The organism is Pseudoalteromonas sp. P1-8 (assembly GCF_001399985.1).
Lineage (GTDB): Bacteria > Pseudomonadota > Gammaproteobacteria > Enterobacterales > Alteromonadaceae > Pseudoalteromonas.
This window is the reverse complement of sequence record NZ_LJSO01000001.1, coordinates 505,409-527,928: the sequence shown is the minus strand read 5'-3', so window position 1 is coordinate 527,928 and position 22,520 is coordinate 505,409. Positions and strand designations below refer to the sequence as shown.

At 39.9% G+C, this 22,520-nt stretch carries 26 protein-coding genes; 18 read left to right on the top strand and 8 right to left on the bottom strand.

Features of this window, described 5'->3' with window-relative positions:
• Positions 1-34: 34 nt before the first annotated feature.
• The gene (locus AN213_RS02420; protein WP_054553803.1) at positions 35-469 is read right to left on the bottom strand and encodes a MerR family DNA-binding transcriptional regulator; all 435 of its coding nucleotides are present in this window, start codon (positions 467-469) and stop codon (positions 35-37) included.
• Between the two features lie 341 nt (positions 470-810).
• Here AN213_RS02420 and AN213_RS02415 point away from each other — a divergent pair, with 341 nt between their 5' ends.
• The 11 genes from AN213_RS02415 (at position 811) to AN213_RS02365 (ending at position 11,638) form a co-directional block, all read left to right on the top strand.
• Positions 811-1,992 carry an acetyl-CoA C-acyltransferase gene (locus AN213_RS02415; protein ID WP_055197195.1) on the top strand — a complete coding sequence of 394 codons (1,182 nt, stop codon included), beginning with the start codon at positions 811-813 and terminating at the stop codon, positions 1,990-1,992.
• Between the two features lie 91 nt (positions 1,993-2,083).
• Positions 2,084-3,574 (top strand): CoA-acylating methylmalonate-semialdehyde dehydrogenase, encoded by a 1,491-nt coding sequence (locus AN213_RS02410; RefSeq protein WP_055197193.1) that lies wholly within the window; start codon positions 2,084-2,086, stop codon positions 3,572-3,574.
• Between the two features lie 110 nt (positions 3,575-3,684).
• Positions 3,685-4,842: an acyl-CoA dehydrogenase family protein gene (locus tag AN213_RS02405; protein ID WP_054561517.1), complete on the top strand. Its 1,158-nt coding sequence runs from the start codon at positions 3,685-3,687 to the stop codon at positions 4,840-4,842.
• 10 nt (positions 4,843-4,852) lie between these two features.
• Positions 4,853-5,632: an enoyl-CoA hydratase gene (locus AN213_RS02400; protein WP_055021359.1), complete on the top strand. Its 780-nt coding sequence runs from the start codon at positions 4,853-4,855 to the stop codon at positions 5,630-5,632.
• Positions 5,632-6,774: an enoyl-CoA hydratase/isomerase family protein gene (locus AN213_RS02395; protein ID WP_055197191.1), complete on the top strand. Its 1,143-nt coding sequence runs from the start codon at positions 5,632-5,634 to the stop codon at positions 6,772-6,774. Before AN213_RS02400 ends, AN213_RS02395 begins: the two co-directional genes overlap by 1 nt.
• Before the next feature lie 17 nt (positions 6,775-6,791).
• Positions 6,792-7,682, top strand: a complete 891-nt coding sequence (gene mmsB, locus AN213_RS02390) for a 3-hydroxyisobutyrate dehydrogenase (RefSeq protein WP_054561514.1) — start codon at positions 6,792-6,794, stop codon at positions 7,680-7,682.
• A gap of 9 nt (positions 7,683-7,691) precedes the next feature.
• The gene (locus AN213_RS02385; protein ID WP_055021357.1) at positions 7,692-8,453 is read left to right on the top strand and encodes an SDR family oxidoreductase; all 762 of its coding nucleotides are present in this window, start codon (positions 7,692-7,694) and stop codon (positions 8,451-8,453) included.
• A gap of 108 nt (positions 8,454-8,561) precedes the next feature.
• The gene (locus AN213_RS02380) at positions 8,562-9,050 is read left to right on the top strand and encodes a hypothetical protein (protein ID WP_054561512.1); all 489 of its coding nucleotides are present in this window, start codon (positions 8,562-8,564) and stop codon (positions 9,048-9,050) included.
• Positions 9,051-9,105: 55 nt separating this feature from the next.
• Positions 9,106-10,929 (top strand): protein kinase domain-containing protein, encoded by a 1,824-nt coding sequence (locus AN213_RS02375; protein WP_055197189.1) that lies wholly within the window; start codon positions 9,106-9,108, stop codon positions 10,927-10,929.
• A gap of 11 nt (positions 10,930-10,940) precedes the next feature.
• The gene (locus tag AN213_RS02370; protein ID WP_054561510.1) at positions 10,941-11,396 is read left to right on the top strand and encodes a DUF6678 family protein; all 456 of its coding nucleotides are present in this window, start codon (positions 10,941-10,943) and stop codon (positions 11,394-11,396) included.
• 29 nt (positions 11,397-11,425) lie between these two features.
• Positions 11,426-11,638: a CPXCG motif-containing cysteine-rich protein gene (locus AN213_RS02365; RefSeq protein ID WP_054561509.1), complete on the top strand. Its 213-nt coding sequence runs from the start codon at positions 11,426-11,428 to the stop codon at positions 11,636-11,638.
• Between the two features lie 73 nt (positions 11,639-11,711).
• On the opposite strand, the gene gloA is transcribed toward AN213_RS02365, so the two are convergent.
• Together gloA and AN213_RS02355 are read right to left on the bottom strand one after the other, a co-directional pair.
• A complete protein-coding gene (gene gloA / locus AN213_RS02360; protein WP_055197185.1) occupies positions 11,712-12,242 on the bottom strand; it encodes a lactoylglutathione lyase in 531 nt (176 codons plus the stop codon).
• Positions 12,243-12,438: 196 nt separating this feature from the next.
• Positions 12,439-12,855, bottom strand: a complete 417-nt coding sequence (locus AN213_RS02355; RefSeq protein ID WP_055021352.1) for a VF530 family DNA-binding protein — start codon at positions 12,853-12,855, stop codon at positions 12,439-12,441.
• A 183-nt stretch (positions 12,856-13,038) separates the two neighbouring features.
• On the opposite strand from AN213_RS02355, the gene AN213_RS02350 reads away from it, so the two are divergent.
• Entirely contained in the window at positions 13,039-13,605 is a 567-nt protein-coding gene (locus AN213_RS02350; protein WP_055197182.1) for a hypothetical protein, read from the top strand.
• Between the two features lie 46 nt (positions 13,606-13,651).
• Here AN213_RS02350 and AN213_RS02345 read toward each other — a convergent pair whose 3' ends face one another.
• Positions 13,652-14,641, bottom strand: coding sequence for an MDR family oxidoreductase (locus AN213_RS02345; protein ID WP_055197181.1), 990 nt, complete (start codon positions 14,639-14,641; stop codon positions 13,652-13,654).
• Between the two features lie 61 nt (positions 14,642-14,702).
• Complete coding sequence (locus AN213_RS02340) at positions 14,703-15,335, bottom strand: TetR/AcrR family transcriptional regulator (RefSeq protein WP_055197179.1); 633 nt, start codon at positions 15,333-15,335, stop codon at positions 14,703-14,705.
• A 374-nt stretch (positions 15,336-15,709) separates the two neighbouring features.
• On the opposite strand from AN213_RS02340, the gene rmf reads away from it, so the two are divergent.
• Positions 15,710-15,880 carry a ribosome modulation factor gene (gene rmf / locus AN213_RS02335; RefSeq protein ID WP_036968408.1) on the top strand — a complete coding sequence of 57 codons (171 nt, stop codon included), beginning with the start codon at positions 15,710-15,712 and terminating at the stop codon, positions 15,878-15,880.
• A gap of 78 nt (positions 15,881-15,958) precedes the next feature.
• On the opposite strand, the gene fabA is transcribed toward rmf, so the two are convergent.
• Positions 15,959-16,474 (bottom strand): bifunctional 3-hydroxydecanoyl-ACP dehydratase/trans-2-decenoyl-ACP isomerase, encoded by a 516-nt coding sequence (gene fabA, locus AN213_RS02330; protein ID WP_054553819.1) that lies wholly within the window; start codon positions 16,472-16,474, stop codon positions 15,959-15,961.
• Between the two features lie 207 nt (positions 16,475-16,681).
• Between fabA and AN213_RS02325 the strand changes: the two genes are divergently transcribed.
• From AN213_RS02325 to AN213_RS02310, 4 genes are all read left to right on the top strand, one after another.
• A complete protein-coding gene (locus AN213_RS02325; protein WP_055197177.1) occupies positions 16,682-17,539 on the top strand; it encodes a 6-carboxytetrahydropterin synthase in 858 nt (285 codons plus the stop codon).
• Positions 17,532-18,350 (top strand): M23 family metallopeptidase, encoded by an 819-nt coding sequence (locus AN213_RS02320; RefSeq protein ID WP_055197175.1) that lies wholly within the window; start codon positions 17,532-17,534, stop codon positions 18,348-18,350. Before AN213_RS02325 ends, AN213_RS02320 begins: the two co-directional genes overlap by 8 nt.
• Before the next feature lie 5 nt (positions 18,351-18,355).
• The gene (locus AN213_RS02315; protein WP_054561502.1) at positions 18,356-18,790 is read left to right on the top strand and encodes an acyl-CoA thioesterase; all 435 of its coding nucleotides are present in this window, start codon (positions 18,356-18,358) and stop codon (positions 18,788-18,790) included.
• Between the two features lie 144 nt (positions 18,791-18,934).
• Positions 18,935-19,849, top strand: coding sequence for an endonuclease/exonuclease/phosphatase family protein (locus tag AN213_RS02310; RefSeq protein WP_055197173.1), 915 nt, complete (start codon positions 18,935-18,937; stop codon positions 19,847-19,849).
• Here AN213_RS02310 and AN213_RS02305 read toward each other — a convergent pair.
• Together AN213_RS02305 and AN213_RS02300 are read right to left on the bottom strand one after the other, a co-directional pair.
• Positions 19,822-20,226 carry a response regulator gene (locus tag AN213_RS02305; RefSeq protein ID WP_055197171.1) on the bottom strand — a complete coding sequence of 135 codons (405 nt, stop codon included), beginning with the start codon at positions 20,224-20,226 and terminating at the stop codon, positions 19,822-19,824. The genes AN213_RS02310 and AN213_RS02305 overlap by 28 nt on opposite strands.
• Positions 20,223-21,140, bottom strand: a complete 918-nt coding sequence (locus tag AN213_RS02300) for a glycosyltransferase family A protein (RefSeq protein WP_055197169.1) — start codon at positions 21,138-21,140, stop codon at positions 20,223-20,225. The genes AN213_RS02305 and AN213_RS02300 overlap by 4 nt, the downstream gene beginning before the upstream one ends.
• A 220-nt stretch (positions 21,141-21,360) precedes the next feature.
• On the opposite strand from AN213_RS02300, the gene AN213_RS02295 reads away from it, so the two are divergent.
• Positions 21,361-22,512, top strand: coding sequence for a glycosyltransferase (locus AN213_RS02295; RefSeq protein WP_055021344.1), 1,152 nt, complete (start codon positions 21,361-21,363; stop codon positions 22,510-22,512).
• Positions 22,513-22,520: the final 8 nt, after the last annotated feature.

The window sequence follows — 22,520 nt, the reverse complement described above, 5'->3', positions numbered from 1 at the left end:
CCTGTGAGAGTCTGTTGACGAGATTGTTGTCAGGTTATTCGTCTAAATTATTAAGGGTTTCACGACAGCGACGTTCTGCGGTCACCAATTCCATTAGTACAACTTTAATGTCGTCCATTTGTTGGCTTAGGTCCGCTTTTTTCTCTGCGATAAGGTCAAGCATAGTGACTAGCTGTTTAGCACTCGATTTATCTGCATCGTAAAGTTCAAACAAACGGCCCGTTTCAGCCAAGGTAAAGCCTAAGCGTTTACCACGTAGAATAAGTTTTAGTCTTACTTTGTCGCGTTTTGAATAAATACGGGTTTGACCATTGCGATCAGGTGAGATCAGGCCTTGGTCTTCATAAAAGCGGATAGAGCGGGTCGTTATATCAAATTCTTTTGCTAGTTCGCTGATACTAAACGTTTGCTCATTGCTAGCAGGTTCAACTGCTGCGCTTTCAAAGTTTGTTTGATTATCTTGTTTCATGATTTATTTACCTCATTCGAATAACACCAATATAAGTGAAGTTTACGTAAAGGTAAAGGGGGATTTAGGGGTTATACTTTAGACTTATAAAGATAACTGGTTGGATTTGTTGAAAAGCTTTATTTATCTAGCCTTGTAAGCACATGTTCGATTTTTCATACAACAAAATACAGATAAGTTTACAGTTTTACCGGCCGCAAAAATGTTGATTTTAGATTTACGTTGGCGTAAACGTAAATATTATGTATGCTGAATTAAATCGAAATTAAACTATAACAAATTAACTGTTTGGTTACACATGATTTGAACACATGATGATAACCACTTACATGGAGCCAATTATGACTACTGAAGCCGTTGTTATTGTTGCCGCAAAACGTACCCCTATGGGTGGTTTTATGGGCGCACTAAGTGGTGCACACGCAACTGATTTAGGTGCTACAGCTATTAAAAGTAGCTTAGAGCAAGCCGGTTTATCTGCCGATAAGATTGACGAAGTGATCATGGGCTGTGTATTACCAGCTGGTCTTGGTCAAGCACCCGCTCGCCAAGCAATGTTAAAAGCGGGTCTTAATCAAGGCACTGGCGCTACAACAATCAACAAAGTATGTGGCTCTGGCTTAAAAGCTGCAATGTTTGCCCATGACTTAATTAAATCAGGCTCTATCGACTCAGCGGTTGCTGGTGGTATGGAAAGCATGAGTAATGCACCTTATATGTTACCAAATGCACGTTCAGGTATGCGTATGGGTCATGGCGAAGTAAAAGATCATATGATGTGTGATGGCCTTGAAGATGCTTACGACAACAAAGCAATGGGTTGTTTTGCACAAGACACTGCCGATCAGTATTCAATTGGTCGTGAACAAATGGATAACTTTGCACTTAGCTCACTGACAAAAGCGAATAGTGCGATTGAAACAGGTGCATTTGCAAACGAGATTGCCGCGCACACTATTTCTACACGCAAAGGTGATGTGACCGTTGCGATTGATGAGCAACCAGGCAATGCACGTCCTGATAAAATCCCAGGTTTACGTCCTGCATTCAAAAAAGACGGCACTATTACAGCTGCAAACTCGTCATCAATTTCTGATGGTGCAGCAGCGCTTGTGTTAATGCGTGAATCTGATGCTAAAGCACAAGGTTTAACACCACTGTGTCGTATCGTTGCTCACAGCACACATTCTCAAGCACCAAGCGAATTTACTTTAGCACCAGTTGGCGCGATGCAATCGCTTTTAGAAAAAGCCGGTTGGTCTATTAATGATGTTGATTTATGGGAAATCAACGAAGCGTTTGCCATGGTGACTATGCTTGCAATTAACGAGCTAAAACTTGATGAAAGCAAAGTAAACGTAAACGGCGGTGCTTGTGCACTTGGTCACCCAATCGGTGCAAGCGGCGCGCGTATCTTAGTTACCTTAATTCATGCATTAAAGAATCGTGGTCTTAGCAAAGGTGTTGCCTCATTGTGTATCGGTGGTGGTGAAGCTGTTGCTATGGCAGTTGAAGCTCTTTAATCGCTTTAGAATTTTAATCTCTCACAGCCGCAACGTATTTTAAAAACTATCATGTTGCGGCCTCTTTATACCCACTGGGGAGGAGTGCCTCATGCACCAAGTACCTTTATTTATCAACGGCGAATTTACCCAATCAAGTTCATCGCAGCTGATTGATGTTATCAATCCTGCAAACCAAGAAGTGTTAGCTCAAGTTCCGTGTGCAACAGATGCTGAAATGGATGCAGCCATTGCCTCTGCAAAAGAAACATTTAAAACATGGAAAGAAGTGCCAATTTCTGAGCGTGCGCGCATTATGATGAAATACGCAGCACTACTAAAAGAAAACCATGATGAGCTTGCGACGATTATTTGTCATGAGTTGGGTAAAACATTTGAAGACGCCAAAGGTGATGTTTGGCGTGGTATTGAAGTTGTTGAGCAAGCAGCCAATGCACCATCACTCATGATGGGCGAAACAATGGAAAACGTAGCGCGTAAAATCGATACTTATTCTTACATGCAGCCACTAGGTGTATGTGCGGGTATTACGCCATTTAACTTCCCTGCGATGATCCCATTATGGATGTTCCCACTGGCTATTGTGTGTGGTAATACCTTTATTCTGAAACCATCAGAGCAAGATCCACTAACACCAATGCGTTTAGCTGAACTATTTGTTGAAGCAGGTGCACCAAAAGGGGTGTTACAAGTTGTTCATGGTACAAAACCACAAGTTGACCGTTTATTAGAAGACCCAGCAGTACGTGCTATTTCATTTGTTGGTTCGTGTGGTGTAGGTGAATACATCTATTCAAAAGGCACAGCAAACCTTAAACGCGTGCAAGCTTGTGTAGGTGCAAAAAACCACATGGTTATTATGCCTGATGCAAGTAAATCGCATGTTGTAAACAACCTTGTAGGTGCGTCTGTAGGTGCTGCAGGTCAGCGCTGTATGGGTATTTCGGTTGCTGTATTCGTTGGTCAAGCAAAAGACTGGGTTGATGAAATTAAAGCAGGCTTTGAAAACGTACGCCCAGGTGTATGGGATGATGCTAACGCGGCTTACGGCCCACAAACATCAAAAGCAGCTAAAGATCGTATTTTATCACTTATCGCAAGTGGTAAAGAACAAGGTGCAACGTGCTTAATTGATGGCTCTGACTTTACTGTTGAAGGTTACGAGCAAGGTAACTGGGTTGGTCCAACGCTATTTACTGATGTAACAACCGAGATGGATTTATACAAAGAAGAGATCTTTGGTCCTGTACTGGCTTGTATGTTTGTAGATACCCTTGAAGAGGCGATTGAGCTTATCAATAACTCGCCTTACGGTAACGGTACTTCGTTATTCACATCAAGTGGAGCAGCTGCACGTAAATTCCAACATGAAATCGAAGTAGGTCAAGTTGGTATCAATGTGCCAATTCCTGTGCCACTACCGTTTTTCTCATTCACAGGTTGGAAAGGCTCATTCTACGGTGACCAACACACCTATGGTAAGCAAGGTATTCGTTTTTACACAGAAACGAAAACAATTACTTCACGTTGGTTCGAGGATGATATCGCCTCAGGTCCGAACATGAGTATCAACCTTAAATAAGCCGTAATTAATTTACTGCTGAGCGAGCACATGCTCGCTCAAAGAACACACATTTAAACGACAACAATCGTTATTCACACAAGAATAAGACAACAAAATAGAGGTCTACTATGGACTTTAATTTAACCGAAGATCAGCAAGCGTTTGCTGAAACAGCCCGTCAGTTTGCAGAGTCTGAACTTGCTCCACATGCTGCTAAGTGGGACCAAGAACACATTTTCCCTAAAGACACCATTAAAGCAGCCGGTGAGCTTGGCTTTTGTGGTTTATATACCCCAGAAGAAGCGGGCGGCTTAGGTTTATCTCGCTTAGATTCAAGCATTATCTTTGAACAGCTTGCAATGGGTTGTACAGCAACGACTGCTATGTTGACAATTCATAATATGGCAACCTGGATGATTGCAAGCTTTGGTACTGAAGATGTTAAAGCTCAGTACTGTGAGCAATTAGTCATGGGTGAGTTACTTGCTTCTTACTGCTTAACAGAGCCTGGCTCTGGCTCTGATGCAGCATCACTAAAAACTAAAGCGGTAAAAGAGGGCGATGAGTATGTGATCTCAGGCTCTAAAATGTTTATCTCGGGTGCTGGTGAAACTGATTTACTTGTAGTTATGGCGCGCACTGGTGGTGAAGGCGCAGCCGGTATTTCGGCATTTGTTGTGCCTGCTGACGCAGCAGGTATTGAATATGGTAAAGCTGAAGAAAAAATGGGCTGGAATGCACAGCCAACACGTTTAATTAGCTTTGAAGGTGTCAGAATTCCTGCGGCTAACTTACTAGGCCAAGAAGGCGAAGGCTTTAAGTTTGCAATGCAAGGCCTAGATGGTGGCCGAATTAATATTGCTACCTGTTCATTAGGTACAGCACAAGCAGCTCTTAATACTGCGCGCGAATACTTAAAAGAACGTGAGCAATTTGGTAAGCCATTAGCTGCTTTCCAAGCACTGCAATTTAAAATTGCCGACATGAACACCGAGCTTGTTGCAGCTCGTCAAATGGTGCGCTTAGCCGCATTTAAACTAGATACCGGTGACAGCGAAAAAACCACTTACTGCGCGATGGCAAAACGTTTTGCTACAGATGTTGGTTTTAAAGTATGTGACGACGCACTACAAATTCATGGTGGTTATGGTTACATCAAAGAATACCCATTAGAGCGTCATTTCAGAGACGTACGTGTGCATCAAATTCTTGAAGGCACAAACGAAATCATGCGTGTGATTATCGCACGTCGTATCTTAGCTGAGTCAGCTGGCGACATTCTATAAGGAGCAACCTATGTCTAATCCATCGATTGATTTAAATATTGAAGGTAACGTAGCGGTTTTAACCATGAATAACCCGCCAGCGAATACCTGGACACAAGATACATTAACCGCGCTTAAAGACACTGTAACTGAGTTAAATGCTAACAAAAATGTCTATGCATTAGTGATTACAGGTCAAGGTGAAAAGTTCTTTAGTGCAGGTGCCGATTTAAACGTGTTTGCCAGCGGTGACAAAGGCGTTGCTGCCACTATGTCAAAAGTGTTTGGTGATGCATTTGAAGCATTAACTAATTTCCGTGGTGTATCAATCGCGGCTATTAATGGTTATGCCATGGGCGGTGGTCTAGAAGTGGCTCTTGCGTGTGATATTCGTATTGCTGAAGAGCAAGCTCAAATGGCACTTCCTGAAGCGAAAGTTGGCTTACTGCCTTGTGCTGGCGGTACGCAAAACCTTGCATGGCTTGTCGGTGAAGGTTGGGCAAAACGCATGATCTTATGTGGCGAGCGCCTAAAAGCTGAAAAAGCACGCGAAATTGGCCTTGTTGAAGAAGTGGTTGGTGCTGGCGAAAGTTTAGCTGCGGCAATGAAACTTGCTAACCAAGTTGGTGAACAAAGCCCGGTTGCTGTGACTGCATGTAAAGAACTTATTCAAAAAGGACGCACACAACCTATGGCTCATGCGTTGCCATTAGAGCGTGAGCTATTTGTTCAGTTGTTTGATACGCAAGACCAAAAAGAAGGCGTGAATGCGTTCTTAGAAAAGCGTAAAGCAAATTGGGTAAATGGCTAATGACTAACGTAACACTACTAAATCATCAAGATGCGCCTGTGGTGTTTGAAACTGCAGAGGCCGAGAGTGGCCTCATTGCAATTGCGACACTCAATGCGCCGAAATCGTTAAATGCTTTAAATTACGACATGATCCAACTGCTTGAGCCTCAGCTTAGAAAATGGGCTGACGATGACGCCGTTGCCATGGTCGTGCTAAAAGGGGCTGGCGAAAAAGCATTTTGTGCCGGTGGCGATGTAGTAAGCCTGCATAAAGCAATGAGCACAGGTGAGCCTGCTAACTACATTGAAGACTTTTTTACCCTTGAGTACAAATTAGACTACCTAATTCACTGTTATGAAAAGCCAATATTACTTTGGGGTAATGGCATTGTTATGGGTGGCGGCCTTGGCTTAATGGCTGGGGCAAGTCACCGAGTGGTAACAGAAACATCGCGTATTGCAATGCCTGAGCTAACCATTGGTTTATACCCAGATGTTGGCGGCAGTTACTTCTTACATAAAATGCCTGAGCAAGTGGGTCTATTCTTAGGGTTAACTGCGGCGTCTATCAATGCTGAAGATGCCTTGTTTGTTAATCTTGCTGATCACTATGCAACAGCAGATAAATATGACGCTATTTTAACGGCTATCACCGCTGAAAAATGGGGCAAAACAGCCTCATTAAATCACGAAAAGCTGACTAACATTCTAATCTCGATTGATAATATTTCAGGCCGTGTTCCTAAAGGCAATGTAAAAGATAACTTAGCGGTTATTCAAAAGCTGGCTGAGTTTGATTCATTGCAGGGAAAAATTGACTACATTCAAGCTTTACAAACTGAAGACAAATGGCTTACCCGTGCGCAAAAGTCATTAGCACATGGTTGTCCGCTTAGTTGTGCGCTGGTTGAACGTCAATTAGCTAATTCAAAAGAGATGACGTTAGCAGATTGCTTTAAAATGGAGCTAGGTATGTCAGTACGCTGTGGCGAAGTAGGCGAGTTTCAAGAAGGGGTTCGTGCGCTATTAATCGACAAAGACGGTGCACCTAGCTGGCAGTTTAAATCGCTCAGCGATATCGACGAAGCAGTTGTAGATAGCTTCTTTACAGCACGCTGGGATGAGCAATCTCACCCACTAAACTCATTAACGTCATCTTAAGTCCAAGGGGTAAACAAATGGCTAAATTAACAATAGGATTTATTGGTTTAGGCAACATGGGTGGCCCAATGGCGGCAAACCTTGTCAATGCAGGTCATACAGTTCGTGTGTTTGACTTAAATAAAGCAGCGGTCAGTGAGCTTGCCGATAAAGGTGCAATTGCTGCTACCGATGCAGCTGAGTGTGCCATTGGCGCTGATATTTTTATCAGTATGCTGCCAGCAAGCAAACACGTTAAGTCTCTTTATTTAGGCGAAACAGGCCTTATCAACTTACTTGATAGCAAAACTTTAGTGATTGACTGCTCAACCATTGATGCAGAATCAGCGCGTCAAGTGGGTAGCGAACTTGCTCAAAAAGGCATTGATTTTGTTGATGCACCTGTATCAGGTGGTGTTGCAGGTGCAACAGCGGGTACTTTAACCTTTATCGTCGGTGGTGAGCAAAGCCACTTTGAAAAAGCCAAACTGGCTTTAGCAGATATGGGTAAAAACATCTTCCATGCTGGTGATATTGGCGCAGGCCAAGTCGCAAAAATCTGTAACAACATGCTGCTAAGCATTTTAATGGCAGGTACTAGCGAAGCACTACAAATGGGCATAAATAACGGGCTCGATCCAAAAGTGTTAAGTGACATCATGACTGCAAGCTCTGGCCGTAACTGGACGCTTGAGCTTTACAACCCATGCCCTGGTGTAATGGAAACAGCACCAGCAAGTAATGATTATAAACCTGGCTTTATGGTTGATTTGATGGCAAAAGACTTAGGTCTTGCTATGGAAGCGGCTCAGCAAAGTAATTCATCTACCCCAATGGGGTCAATGGCGAAGAATCTATACACTATGCTTCAGCATCAAGGTGCGGGTAGTGATGATTTTAGCGCTATTTTTAAATTATTCTCGAAGTAGGAGATTGTTGTGGAAATTAAAAACAACAACATCGTAATTACCGGTGGTGCGCAAGGTTTAGGCTTTGCGATGGCGGAGAAATTTGCATCCCTTGGCGCGAACATCGCCCTTATCGATATGCAACAAGACGTTCTTGATACTGCAGTATCAGCGCTTGCTAAATATGGTACAAAAGTTATGGCGTATGCTGCTAATGTGACCGACGAAGACGCCGTGGTAGCAACGTTCAACACTATCAACAAAGACTTTGGCCATATCGGCGTGTTAATTAATAACGCAGGTATCTTACGCGATGGTATGTTTATCAAAGCAAAAGAAGGCAAAGTGGTAGATAAAATGTCGTTAGCTCAATTTCAATCTGTTATTGATGTGAACCTGACCGGTGTATTCTTAGCAGGTCGTGAAGCTGCGAGCCACATGATTGAGTCTAGCAAAGGTGGCGTTATTGTTAATATGTCGAGTGTTGCCCGTGCTGGTAACATTGGCCAAACAAACTATGCTGCGTCTAAAGCCGGTGTTGTTGCGATGACAACGGGTTGGGCGAAAGAATTAGGTCGCTTTGGTATCCGTGTTGGTGCAATCGCACCAGGTGTTATTCGCACAGCAATGACAGATGCAATGAAACCAGAAGCAAAACAACGCATGATGGCGGTAACGCCAGTGGGTCGTTTTGGTGAAGCAGAAGAAATTGCCCAAACAGCACAATACATTGTAGAGAATGACTTCTTTACAGGTCGTGTTGTTGAAATTGATGGCGGTATTCGCCTTTAATTTCAAAAGGTAACCCTTTACCCATTGAAAGTACCAAAACGGTAAGCCTAGCTTGCCGTTTTTTTATTTTTAAAGTATTTTAAATTCATAATGATAAGGAGATTTGTTATGAACACTGATGGCATTACAGTATCAATGAGCAAGGGAATCAAAGCTAACTTCAAACTAGGTGAACATTTAATTGAATACTGGGGTTCGGCTTATTCAGGAAAAGAAGTACTGAAAGTAGACGGTGAATTAATAGCAGAATCACGTAACTTTAAAACTAAATCTGTTCATGAGTTTAGTATTGATGGTAAAGCCTGTCAGTTGTGTGTAAGGGTTAAACCCTTTTTTAAGTTCTCAGCCGTTATATCATTAGAGTGTGAAGGTGAATTAGTTCAGCGCTACAGACTCACATACGGTAAAACACGAAAAGTCGCTTGGTATTTCAGGTATCTCGATCTCTTAGCTTTTTTTGTTTTGGGATGGGTATTCATGGCAGAAGCAATATCACTGAACGAGCTAATTTTACTTGCTGGTGCCATTTTAATTTTTTCCGAAATAGTTTTTAAAAATCATGGCTGGATCATCGAAGAGCAAAAGCCTTGTAATTAACTGCCTAGCATTCAATAATTAAGCGGTTAAAAGCCGCTTAACTTTGAGAGATGTAGTGAATCCCAAACAAATCCGCAATTTTTATATCAATGAAGAACAGTCTGTTTATTTACTGTCTCACCATGATGCTAAAAAGCACCGCCAATGGCTTAATATTTGTATTAAACAGCTTACTTTGCTTGGTTACAGTGACGTTGAATTAATTGGCTCTGGTGCGTTTGGATTTGTTTTTGCCGGTGTTGATGATGAAGACTTACCTTGGGTATTTAAGTTTTCACGTATAACCCTTGCACAAAGTGTACGTGATCGTCTAGAAGACGAAGCGTACATGCTCTCGCAAGTTAATAATCCGCTCGTGCCAAAATTTTATGCCTTTGAACGCATTAAAAAGCAAGGCATTTTAATGATGGAGCGCGCTCTAGGTGAAGACTTAGAAAAAATCTCCATTAAACAGGGGCGTTTTAGTGCAGCAAAAGTTATGGCGCTGGCACTTAGGCTACGTAATGTGCTTTTAGATTTACGTGAACACAAAAATGGCTTAAGCCCACAGCCAATTGTGCATGGCGATATTAAACCCTCTAACATCGTTTATGATGAACAAACTAACAAGTTGTCTTTGGTAGACTGGGGCAGCTCTGTTTATGCACAAATAGATGCTGATGGTAATCCGGTTGCCAGCAATTTTATGGATCTTATGTCTGCTGATATTAGTACCACTAATGCACGTATGGGTGATGTGTACTTTATTGGTGATGAGCAAATGTCAGGCGGGCAGTCATCGCCACGTTTTGATGAACAAGGTGTTGCCTCAACCCTTTATGCATTGGCCTCTGCACAATCTTGTAGATTTGGTGCTGCGGTTATTCCGGCTACAAGCCTGAATTTACCTATGGAGCTTGCCCGGGTTATTGACGGTATGCTTTCAAAAGATAAGGCAACCAGAGATGGCGCAGGTGATTATTTTATGCGAAACATGCCTACAATGGCTAAAGCTTACCTCCCTGAGCTGCCCCGTAAAGTCATTCGCCCGTATATTCCTTATTGGTTTAGTGAGTTTGATGAACACCCAGACACGGTGGTATATAGCTCTCGTAAGCAATTTTTAAGACAAGCGGACCATAATCAACAATTACTAGATGTAAACGATGCCCAGCTCGACAGATACTACAAAGAGTTTTTATTTGATACCGGCGACACCGAAAAAGCATTTTTGGCCTCAATAAGCCGATTAGCAAAATACCCAGTAGTAGGGGGCTTAAGTTTTCATTGGAAAGAAAACTCACTGTTTGTCGAGTCTTCCCTTATTCTGCATGATGAAACGCTTGGCACTGCGTTTACCGATGCGATTAACAACACGGTGATGTTAGCGCAAGGAATTGAACAAAAAGGTCTCTTTAAATGTTGCTTGTTTGATGCGCGTAAAACCATTCAGCTCGAGCGTGATGGCACAGGTGCGTTTAAGTTTGAGAATTTACCTGAGCTTGATTACGAAGTAATGGATGTACAAGCTTCAGACGTAACCAGGCCACACTCTTACTTTGAAGATGGTAAAGACCCTGATGAGCAATTACAGCTCCCGAAAAAGGTTATTAAGTGCGTATTTGAGCTAAACCAAATACACCATACAGGCTGTATCATTTTTGAAGCTTTACCTGATAGGATGAAAATACATCATTACTATCGTTTGCTTGATGCCAGTAAAGAGCCTGAATTTAAACGTTTATTAAGTAAGCTTATGCAATACGCAGTTAATATCACAGATGTAGGTGTGGCAGGCTTTATGAAGCTACCTTACAAAAATACCCGTGAATTTGATTTATGTACTAAACAGCCCGATGAGTTTTATCCGCGAGATCCCAAAAGAGTGTTAGACATATGAGCCTTCTGCCTATGGCTGATGCTTCAGCTAGTGAGAAAGACAAAATTGATGCATTAAGATGTATTAAAATGCGGAATCTTGTAGGAGCTGCAAACAATACAAAGTGGAATGAGCTCATCTGTGAAGTGCGAGAATGGAAAAATTGGAAACCACCTTTTCGTTCGAAATGGGTAACTGGGCATATATCAGAATGGGATTGTGAGTGGTGCTATCATTTACCATTTCCTTTTATTGGTGTTCAGTGGCTAGATTTATACTTTATTGAAGAGATAGTAGACGTCAGAAGGCATCACTCTATAAAAGAGCATGATCACTCAGAGAGCTTAACTGAGCTTTTAGATAAGATAGGCTTATCTTACGATAAAGGTAAAACAACATTAAGAATTTGGGGATATCTTCCTAAGTGCTATGAGCTTTTTGATGAAACTAATAACTACATGTTGAATGTATTTAAACAAAGTCACTAAGAGTGATCACAATAGTAAGGATATGGCTGATGAATCAATTAACAGAGAAAAAGATTACTTGTCCGTATTGTGGTGAGCAAATAGATATCTTACTGGATCCTGCAGACTTAAATCAGCAGTATATTGAAGATTGCCAGGTTTGTTGTAAACCAATAAACTTTTTAGTTTTTGAAAGCATAGATGAAGAGCTTTCAGTTACAGTATCAAGTGATGATGAAAGTAATGGCTTTTCTAATTTTTAGAAATTAGATTCTATGATTTCTAATTTATAAATTAAAAAACCTGCTAAATAGCAGGTTTGTGGGTAATTGGCTTTTACTTATGCTCTTCAATTATCTCAGTGATCCCTTCAGCAGAAAGTATCTCTATCCAATAACCATCTGGGTCTTTTATAAAGGCTAGACCTTTCATAGAGCCATCGTCTGGTTTTTTTACAAACTCAACATCGTATCTTGCAAAACGCTCGCATGCTGCATATACGTCTGGCACACTAATACCGATATGACCAAAGCCTTTTGGTTCATTATTACCACTATGGTAACCAGCAAAACTGTCGTCGTTTTCTGTGCCCCAATTGTGTGTAAGCTCGATAAGAGCAGGGCGACGAAACACCCACTGTGCTTTTTCTTTATCTGTGCCTTTTGGCATTTCTTGCTCATAACCTAAAAAGTACAGCGTAAACTCCATTTTAGGGAAGTCATATTTACCCAGTAACTTCATGCCTAAAACATTTTGATAGAAATCTAAAGAAGGCTTTGGATCTTTAATGCGCAACATTGTTTGTTGCATCACGAAATCTTGCGTTGCATTTGCGATTTGTTCAGGTGATTCGTTGTAGTTAGACATACACATCCTTTTTTAATGACATTAATGATGATTAACTCAGTCTAACATAATCACGTTACCCTTAAATTAATAACAAATAATATTGACGTCTTTAGATAGCCCTTCAAATCTTAACTCGCTAACTCAAATAAAAAACCGCCATAACAGGCGGCATATTTCAACTAACAGCTAAAAGCTTATAGCTCAGAGCTAAAGCTTAATTACCCCAAGGATTACTCGCACTTGAACGTTGTTTACGGGTGCGGGCTTTTTGTTTAGCTTCTTTTTTAGCGTGAATGCGTTTAGCATCGGTAAAACTTAACTCACACGGTTCACCTGGTTTTTGATCCGCAGGGATCACACGATCGCGCGGCGGCAATTCATAGTTTACATCGTCTGGGCGTGGTAAATTTTTAAGACGATACAAATAAAAGTTTTCGACTTTTTCTTGAGCCCATTGGGTTTTACGTAAAAACTTAACCGCAGATTTTACATCTGGGTTATTCTTAAAGCAGTTCAAACGCATATAGGCGTGGAGTAATTCCCAGCCATATTGCTCGACAAGCTCTGTAACGACTTGCTCGATACCAACACCTTGCAGTGGGTTATTGCTGAAAATTTCTTTATTACTCATATCATGCTCTTGTTTATTGTCTACGTATTAGTTAATTATAATTTGAAAGATCTAATTTAGATACCGCTTATCGATTTGATATACGTAACCATTTTAAAAGTTTACATATTTACCTTATATAGGTAATCTATGCGCTTGAATTGGCATGAGGCTAATTTATTAAATTGATTAAGGATTCTATAAATGGGACTTTTTGATAAGATCAAAACACAAGCTAATACAATTGGAACAAATATTAGTGAATCTACCTCTAAACTAACCAGTGATATCTCTACTGCGTCAAAAGAAAAATCAAAGCTATCAGCAATCAATTCTGAAATTACTTCACTTAACGGGCAACTAAATATTGCTTATCAAGACATTGGTAAAAAGTATGTGTCTAACTTACTCGATAACAAGGGTGAAAACGTTGAAGCTGTTCTACAAGATACTCTCGACAAAATAGAGCCTATTTTAGAGAAGAAAATTGAGCTTGAGAAAGAGGCAGTAGAAATTGAGAAAAAATTAAAAGATCAGATAATCTTACAAGAAAAAGCAATTTTTCAACGTGAGTTTGATGAAGAAAAAGAAAAGTTAGAGAAAGCTGTGAAACTGGATGTATTAACTGAAAAAGAGATGCAGGAAAAATTAGCAAAGGCTCAACTTAAATTGGATAATTTTGAGAATATTCGCAAAGCAAAAAAACAGTACGATATGAAATTAATTTCAAAAGATGAGCTAAACGAAAAGCTATCATCTTTCGGTGCTTAAAACTTTTTTGGAAAAGGCTCTAAAGAGTTTAGAGCCTTTAACTATGTTACTTACAATTGACCACTACACGGCCGCGAATTTCACCTTTTAATAGGGCTTCTGCATTTGCAACGGCTTCAGAAAGTGGAATTTCTTGCGAAATAGCATCGAGGTACTGAGCTTCAACTAACTCACTTAGACGTTGCCATGCTTCAATTCGGTCAGCTTTAGGGCGCATTACACTATCTATACCCATTAGACTAATGCCACGAAGGATAAACGGCGCTACCGTTGCTGGAAAGTCCATACCTTGTGCTAAACCACACGCTGTTACAACACCACCGTATTTAATCGATGCACACACATTTGCAAGGGTGTGGCTACCCACAGAATCAATTGCGCCAGCGAATTGCTCTTTAGCGAGTGGTTTCCCAGGTGCTGAGAATTCTTCGCGAGATAAAACGCGTTTTGCGCCTAATTTTTCAAGGTGATCTGCTTCGTTCATTCGTCCTGTTGTCGCAACTACATCAAAACCTAGTTTATTTAATAAATAGATAGCAAAACTACCCACGCCGCCATTAGCACCGGTAACAAGAATTTCGCCACTTTGGGGTGTGATACCTTGTTTTTCTAAAGCGATGATACTCAGCATTGCCGTATAACCTGCAGTACCAATTTGCATAGCCTGTTTTGGTGTTAAATTAGCAGGGAGGGGGATGATCCAATCAGCACTCATAGACGCTTTTGAACTCAAACCACCTAGGTATTTTTCCCCAACACCAAAGCCATTTAACAGAACTTTATCACCTACTTTAAATTCATCGCTTTTAGAGTCTGTTACTGTACCTGCAAGGTCTATCCCGGGGATCATAGGAAATGTTCTTACCACAGGTCCTTTACCTGTAATGGCTAGGGCATCTTTGTAATTCAATGTACTGTAGTCAACATCAATATTTACATCTTGCTGGTGGATGCTTTCTACAGGAAAGTCTGTGTATTCGGCACGGTAGCCTTGATCATCTTTGTTTATAACTACCGATTTTACTGATGTTGTCATGTTGACTCCTTTTAGACCGATCGTCTTTTAATGGTTAAAATAAAACCGTATTTAAACGGCTTTATAAAATTAAGTGTAAAAATTGTGCTGTATAAAGGGTAAGCGGTTCACTTGATTTATCAAGTTTAGAGCGCATCACTGCGCCTTCCCAGCCAATCCAGAAAAACTCAGCAAGCATTTTGCAATCTGATGATTGAGGAATTTGCTTTTGCTTCTTAGCATCAACTAAGCATTGCTCGATTAAAGCTTGCCAGTTGGCGTAAGCCTGTTTTATGCGGTCAATCATAGGCTCATCAAGGTGACTGATTTCTTGGTTTAAATTACCTATTAAGCAGCCGCGTTTAAACTCAAACTTTGCCATGCCTTGTTTGGCGTCATTGGCAAATAGCACAATCCTCTCAAGAGGGGTTGTTGCATCGTTGTTTAGGTGGCGTTTTAACTTTGCCTGAAAATAGCTGTCGTAAGCATCAATGAGTGCTAAGCCAAAATCATTCTTACTTTTGAAGTAATGATAAAAAGAGCCCTTAGGTACCTGAGCTGATTTTAATATTAAATCAATGCCGGTTGCGCTAAAGCCTTTTTCGGTTAATACAGCTAGCCCCGTATTAATCAAAAGGGCACGGGTATCTGCATTTGAACGCGCTATTTTTGGTGGCCTGCCACGACGGCTTGGCACAGAGTTATTTGTTTCCATACCGACTATATTAGACCGATCGGTTTTTAATATGCAAGCATTAAATTGACTAAATTGTAATCATCATAATTTTGTCATGATTACAATTTAATTGGGAACTTTGCCGAAATTGGCTTGGTCAAAAATAATGAAGCTAGAAGAGCTGTATCGTTTTTAGCTGAATTTAAGTGTATTAATAGATGGTTTTAGTTAAAGAGGTACGACCACCTAGTCATTTAAAATGTTAATTCATTTGAGCATCAGCACGTTAGTTATTGTCAATTTATTTAATTGCTTTTTGCTATTTGAATTTAACAGTTTTATTAACTATTCATTAAATGTAGATGTCAATTTCGCTACATATCTATAAATATAAAAAGGTGAGGATATTACCTATGAAGAGACAGAAAAGAGATCGTTTAGAAAGAGCTCATTCTCAAGGTTATAAAGCAGGCTTGGCAGGCCGTTCCAAAGAACAATGCCCTTATCAACAAATCGACCCTAAATCTGAGTGGTTAGGTGGCTGGCGAGAAGCCATTGAAAACCGAAACATGTTTAAAACTTAATATAGGCACCTTATTTACGCAAAAAAGCCCCATCTAGGGGCTTTTTTGTATCTGCTATTTTGTATCTTAAATTAAAGATTAAAACGCAGATGTATCTTGGAAAAGACCTACTTTAAGATCTTTTGCTTCATAGATTACTCGGCCATCTACTTCTACAGTACCATCAGCCATACCCATGAATAATTTACGTTTAATAACACGCTTCATGTCTAAACGATAAGTTACTTTTTTAGCTGTTGGTAAGATTTGACCAGTGAATTTAACTTCACCTACACCAAGTGCACGACCAAGACCTGGACCACCAGACCAACCTAGGAAGAAACCAACTAATTGCCACATAGCATCAAGACCAAGACAACCAGGCATTACTGGGTCACCTTTAAAATGACAGTCGAAGAACCAAAGATCAGGGTTGATATCTAGTTCTGCAACGATTTGGCCTTTACCGTGCTCACCACCATCAGCAGTGATAGAGATAATGCGGTCCATCATTAGCATGTTGTCACTTGGTAAACGACAGTTGCCTTCACCGAACATTTCACCTTGACCGCAAAGGACCAATTCTTCTTTTGTATAGCTGTTTTTAGGTTCCATAACTCTCATTCATCGCTTAGAAATTGCCCCGTACTTTAGCGTACACTTGTACGCTAAACAACTCGGAGCAGTTAATTATTTGCTATTTTTAGCTTGTTTTATGACCATTTAATTAAACTGTCGCTGATAAAGGGAGATAAAACCGCGCATTGTGAAGTAAAAATCATTATAATTGCTGTGATTCTTTAACCAGTCTAAAGGAAATTTATGATCCTTTTTGTAAACTCACTGACAGTGATTGATTTTTCTTACTTGTGTAATAAACGCGGCGCAGTTGGCGAGAGCTGGATTGTGGATTTAACTCTGCACGGTCAATTAAATGATGAGTCGATGGTGCTTGATTTTGGCTTAGTTAAAAAGCAAATCAAGGGCATTATTGATAACTGTATCGACCATAAACTTGCTGTGCCAGCTTCTCTAAACGGTTCACTAAAACAGCATGCTGAGCACAGCGTGCTAGATTGTCACTTCGGTGATAATTATCACTTAGCTATGAGTGCTCCTAACCAAGCATACTGTTTAATCGATGCTGATGTTATTGATGAAAAATCTGTAACTGAGTTTTTAATTAAAACTATTATGCCTGAGCTCCCTGGCAACATCGAAAAGATTGAAATTAATTTATACCCAGAGCATAGCCAAAGTTTTTATTATCATTACAGCCATGGTCTTAAAAAGCACGATGGTAATTGTCAGCGTATTATTCATGGTCATCGCTCTCAGATTGGTATTAGCCTTGATGGTATGGCTATGCCTCGCTTACAAAAAGAGTGGGCAGATAAATGGGAAGACATTTATCTAGCAACAGCTGAAGATGAAATCAATAAATCAGACCTTAAGCATGTAACTGCACAAGAGAACGATGTGTGCTTTGCTTACACATCACAGCAGGGCTATTTTGAAATGGCGATAGACAAATCACGCTGCGACATTTTACCTTGCGATACTACGGTTGAGTGCATTGCAGACTACTTAAGTTCACAAGTTAAAAACCAATACCCTGATTCAGAAGTTAAAATTACAGCTTACGAAGGGGTTGGCAAGGGGTCAATCAGTTATGCTTAAAGGATTATTAATAGCAGCATTTGCAGGATTGTTTTCTTTAACTGCAAGTGCTGTTGAATTAAAAGGACATTTAACTCAAGGTGGTTTAGTAACAGGCCAAATTGATGGCGCTAAAAGTGTTAGCTTCAATGGTGAGCCTCTTAAGCTTTCAACAAATGGTGAGTTTGTATTTGGCTTTGGTCGTGATGCCAAGACAAACCATAGCCTTTCTTGGGTTGATAGTGCTGGTGTAAGCCACGAACAAGCAATTGTGATCACTAAGCGTGATTACAAAATTGATAAAATCACCGGTGTAGCAAAAAAATATGTTTCGCCACCTAAAGAAGTGTCTGAGCGTATTAGCCGTGAAGCTGTAGCTGTACGTAAAGCTAGGCAAGTCAATTCTGACTTAAGGTACTTTTTAGACCCTGTTTATAAGCCGGCAACGGGGCGCATTTCAGGTGTTTATGGGAGCCAGCGTTACTTTAATGGTGAACCTCGCCGCCCGCACTTTGGTTTAGACATTGCTAATAAAACGGGTAGCCCAGTGTATGCACCAGTGAGCGGCACAGTTGTTTTTGCTGATGCTGACTTATATTACTCTGGTGGTACCCTGATTCTTGACCATGGCCATGGTGTTACCTCTACTTATATTCATTTAAGCAAATTAGATGTAAAAGTAGGTGACGAAATTAAGCGTGGCGATAAAATTGCCGAGATCGGTGCGACCGGCCGCGTAACTGGCCCACATTTAGACTGGCGTTTTAATTGGAAGAATGAACGCCTTGACCCTGCGCTAATGATGCAAGACACATTAGCTAATAAAAAGTAGAGACTATGACACAACAAATCGATCGTGACGCTATTATTGCAAAGCGTATTGCTGACTCAACAACGTCGGTAACAAAAACAGTTTTTCCTGGCCGTACTAACCACCACAATACTTTGTTTGGCGGTGACGCTTTGGCATGGATGGATGAAGTAGCGTTTATTGCTGCTACACGTTTTTGCCGTAAGCCACTTGTAACGATTTCGTCTGACCGTGTTGATTTTAAAGAGGCCATTCCGGCTGGTACATTTGCAGAGCTTATTTCTAAAGTTGTACACGTAGGTAATACTAGCCTTAAAGTAGATGTTGAAATCTTCTTAGAAACAATGCACAAAGACGATAAACACTTAGCTATTTCGGGTAGCTTTACGTTTGTTGCTGTTGATGATAACCACAGACCAACTCCGGTAGTGTGCGACAAAATGATCAACGGATTCGAATAAGACTTACAGTAAGTTTTAAATAAATTAAGTACCTTCGGGTGCTTAATTTAATATATAAGAAGAACACATCATACTATATTTGTTTTAAGCATATCTCAGCAAGGAACAAAATATGCAGCTATAAGTTATCAGAGGAGGGGAGCGATGCGTTTAATATTTTTATTCTGTTATATAGCTATATTAGTGTTAGCCTTTAATCAATTTGATAGTTACTTGTTCGATTTGGCCGCCGCTTTACGAGGCTTGCTGATTGTATGTAGTTTTTTACCTGCATTTTTTTTGTTGTGGTGGAACAAAAAACTATCTCTCAGTTTAATTGTTCTAAGTATTTGCTTAGTACTATTTCATTTTAAACCTTACTCATCATCTGAAGCGACTCAAAACACAGATATCAAAATCGCCCAGGTAAATTTGCAATATAGTAACCCTAACTTAGCAAATATCATCAGTAGCCAATTTATAAATGCGCAAAATGATATCTTAGTACTGTTTGAATTCAATGATACGCAGCGGCATGTGCTTGATGAGCTAAACACACAATATTATTTATTTGGTTATGCTGAAGTTGAAGGGGCGCCATTTGGCATTATTGTTCTATCAAAACTTCCAATCGTACAAAGGCAAATTAAACGCTTTGATAATCCTAAGCTTGGCTACGTAAAGCTTAGCTTTTTACATAATAACGTTATGTTAAATAGTGTGTTTTTACATCCTCCATCACCTAGAACTCAAAATTTGTGGAGTCAGAGAAACTTAGTTTTAAGTGAAGTTGCTTCAGAAATTAAAAAGTTAAAGGGGAGTTGGTTAGTTGCTGGTGATTTTAATACAGTACCTTGGTCACGATACTTTATGAGTATTAAAAGCAGTTGTTTTAATCACGCAGGTTTTTATACATCTTGGTCTTTAAAAAACCAGCTAAGTGATTTAAAAGTTTTGGGTTTACCAATAGATCATTGTTTAGTGAGTGAAGATGTTTCTTTATCTAATGTTGGTGTTAACTCTGTAAACGGCAGCGACCACAAACTGCTGCACTATGAACTCACATTTTCTACGGATTGATTAAATTTAAGGTGACTATTTTCAATTAATATATCAACCAGCATAGTTAGCTCAAAGTTATCCCAAGGTTTTGCGGTAATCATATTAGCTATATTATTGTTAAGCGCACTTTTAGAAGCTTCTAGCTCTGCATAGCCGGTAATCAAAAGGCGAGAGCAGTTCGGCTGTAGCAATTTAATGTCCTCTAAAACAGCAAAACCACTGATTGCAGGCATCAACAGATCACAAATGACTAAACTAATTGGGTTCTGTTTCGCATACTCAATTGCCGATAGAGGGTCGCTGAAACAAATTACATGGTTATTAGTACCTAATAATCGTTTTAGCGACCTTAAAATTGCTTCATCATCATCGATGATTACAATGTTTTTTCTCATGAATGTGCTCCAAATAAGTGCTTCAAGTCATAGAGCATATGTTTAAAGTTTCGTTTATGAGGGAATAGCCAAAAGGCTCTATTTGAGTACATAAGGGCTTTTGAATACTGACCAAGTTCACGATAGAACTCGCCATAACATTCACTTAAACGTGCTTTGATTTTTTTAAGTTCATTGTTTGATACAACAGATTGGTTACGATTAATAATTTCAACCATAGCCGCTAGTCTATTTTCTCTATTTGATGTTATAGAGTTAGCACGCATTAGATAGTGCATTGCACATAGCGTTGAATAACCTACATAACCTTTTTTTGCTATTTTTAACCAGCAATCTAAATCGGTAGCGCTACTTAACTTATTGTCAAAACCACCCACATCAACAATGGTTGAACGTTTAACCATGACCGACGATGTGCCAACGATATTGGTTGTGATCATTTGGCTTATTGGATTATCTAGAAACTGGAAGTCTGTGTTTTCTTTATTGCATTTAAATTCGGGCCAATAATCAAAACAGCCAATTATATCTTCGTTGTTTTCATTAAAATGCATGTAGTCAGTAAAACTTAAAACACAGTCTGGATGTTTTTTATGAAATGCTAACTGAGCTGCAAGTTTATCGGCTGACCAATAATCATCGGCATCTAAAAAAGCTAAGTACTCTGATTTTGCTTGTGTAATTGCAAGGTTACGAGCAGCGACAACGCCTTTTCTTTGTTGGCTAAAGATGCGTACCTCACTCTTGTCAACAGCAAGTTGCTCAAGGTATTCTTTACTGCCATCTGTAGAGCCATCATCAACAATAATGATTTCAAAATTTACACTTTTTTGCTGGTAAATGCTGTTAATACAGGTATCTAGATACTGCAAACAGTTGTAGTTAGGAATGATAATACTGACTTGGCTGTTCATAATATGCTCCAATAGCATTTCTTCACGTAGTAAAGGATACGCAATTTAAACGCCAGCTTTAAATCTGTATTTTCTGTGAAATTACTCAGCCTTTTCTCTTTGTGCGTTGCATTTTGCAAATCTTCGGTAATTTTTTATCTCAATTCGGGAATATTTCGGTTTTTTTGCTGGGTATGGAACTTGCCATAGCTCTTATAACAGTTTTTATAGGAGCGTTTTTATGAAGCACATTGCTATTTTGGTTCCAAGCTTTCCAATTGCATCTGAAACATTTGTTGTAACGGAAATTAAAGCTCTTCTAAATGCAGGGCATAAGGTGACAGTTCTTACATTTGAAAAAACCAGTGTCATGATTAACTTAACCAGTGCCATTGAAGTTAAAAAAATCACTAAGCCTGCTTTTAAATCAATCTTACCTTCTATGTTGAACATTTATAAGTTAGCAAGGGCAACGCATACTGCAGCTCAATTTAAATCAATTTCAACACAATCCTTGCTTGCTTATGGTTATCAAATTGCACGTTATATAAAAGCTGCAAAGATAGATCATTTACATTGCCATTTTATGCATGGGCCTCTTGCATACGGTATCGTTGCGGCAAAACTTGCTGACATTACAGTATCTTCTATTGGTCATGGCCATGATGTTTACGTAAACAACGCAGACTTAAAACCTAAATTAGCTCTTTGTGATTTTTCAATAGCAGTTTGTGAAGAAATGGCTATGCAATTTAAACGCTTTTCGAAGAGCAATGTTAAATTGTTGCATTGTGGTATCGATACTAGCCAATTTAAGTTTGTACCATCGTCCCTAAATGAATCTGTTCGTTTAATTTTTATCGGTCGTCTAGTCGAAAAGAAAGGGCTGCAATTCCTACTACCGGCACTTAAGCATATTCCAAAAGAGTTTGGTATAACTCTAGATATAGTAGGGGACGGGCCAATGCTGAACGATTTAATGTATATGGCTGAAGAGCTTGGTATTCGTAAATCTATACGCTTTCTAGGTGAAAAACCTCATGATTGGGTTAGCTCAAACCTAATTTATTATTCTGCGCTTATCGCCCCTTTTTGCGTCGCAGAAAATGGCGACCGTGATACAGGCCCGTTAGTTTTAAAAGAAGCCATGGCTTGTGGCCTTCCTGTTCTCACTACCACCTTAATGGGAGCAAACGAAATTGTAACCCCAAGTGTTGGTATGAAATGTATGCCAGGTAGTATCTCAGGACTCAGCAAAATGCTTTATAAATTTCACCAATTATCTCCACATAAGCGTTATCTACTAGGTCAAAATGCTAAGCAACATGTAAACGAGCATTACAACGCAGTTAAGCAAGCTCAGCAACTTTCCAAGTGGGTTGAATCTTTATAGGGAGGTTT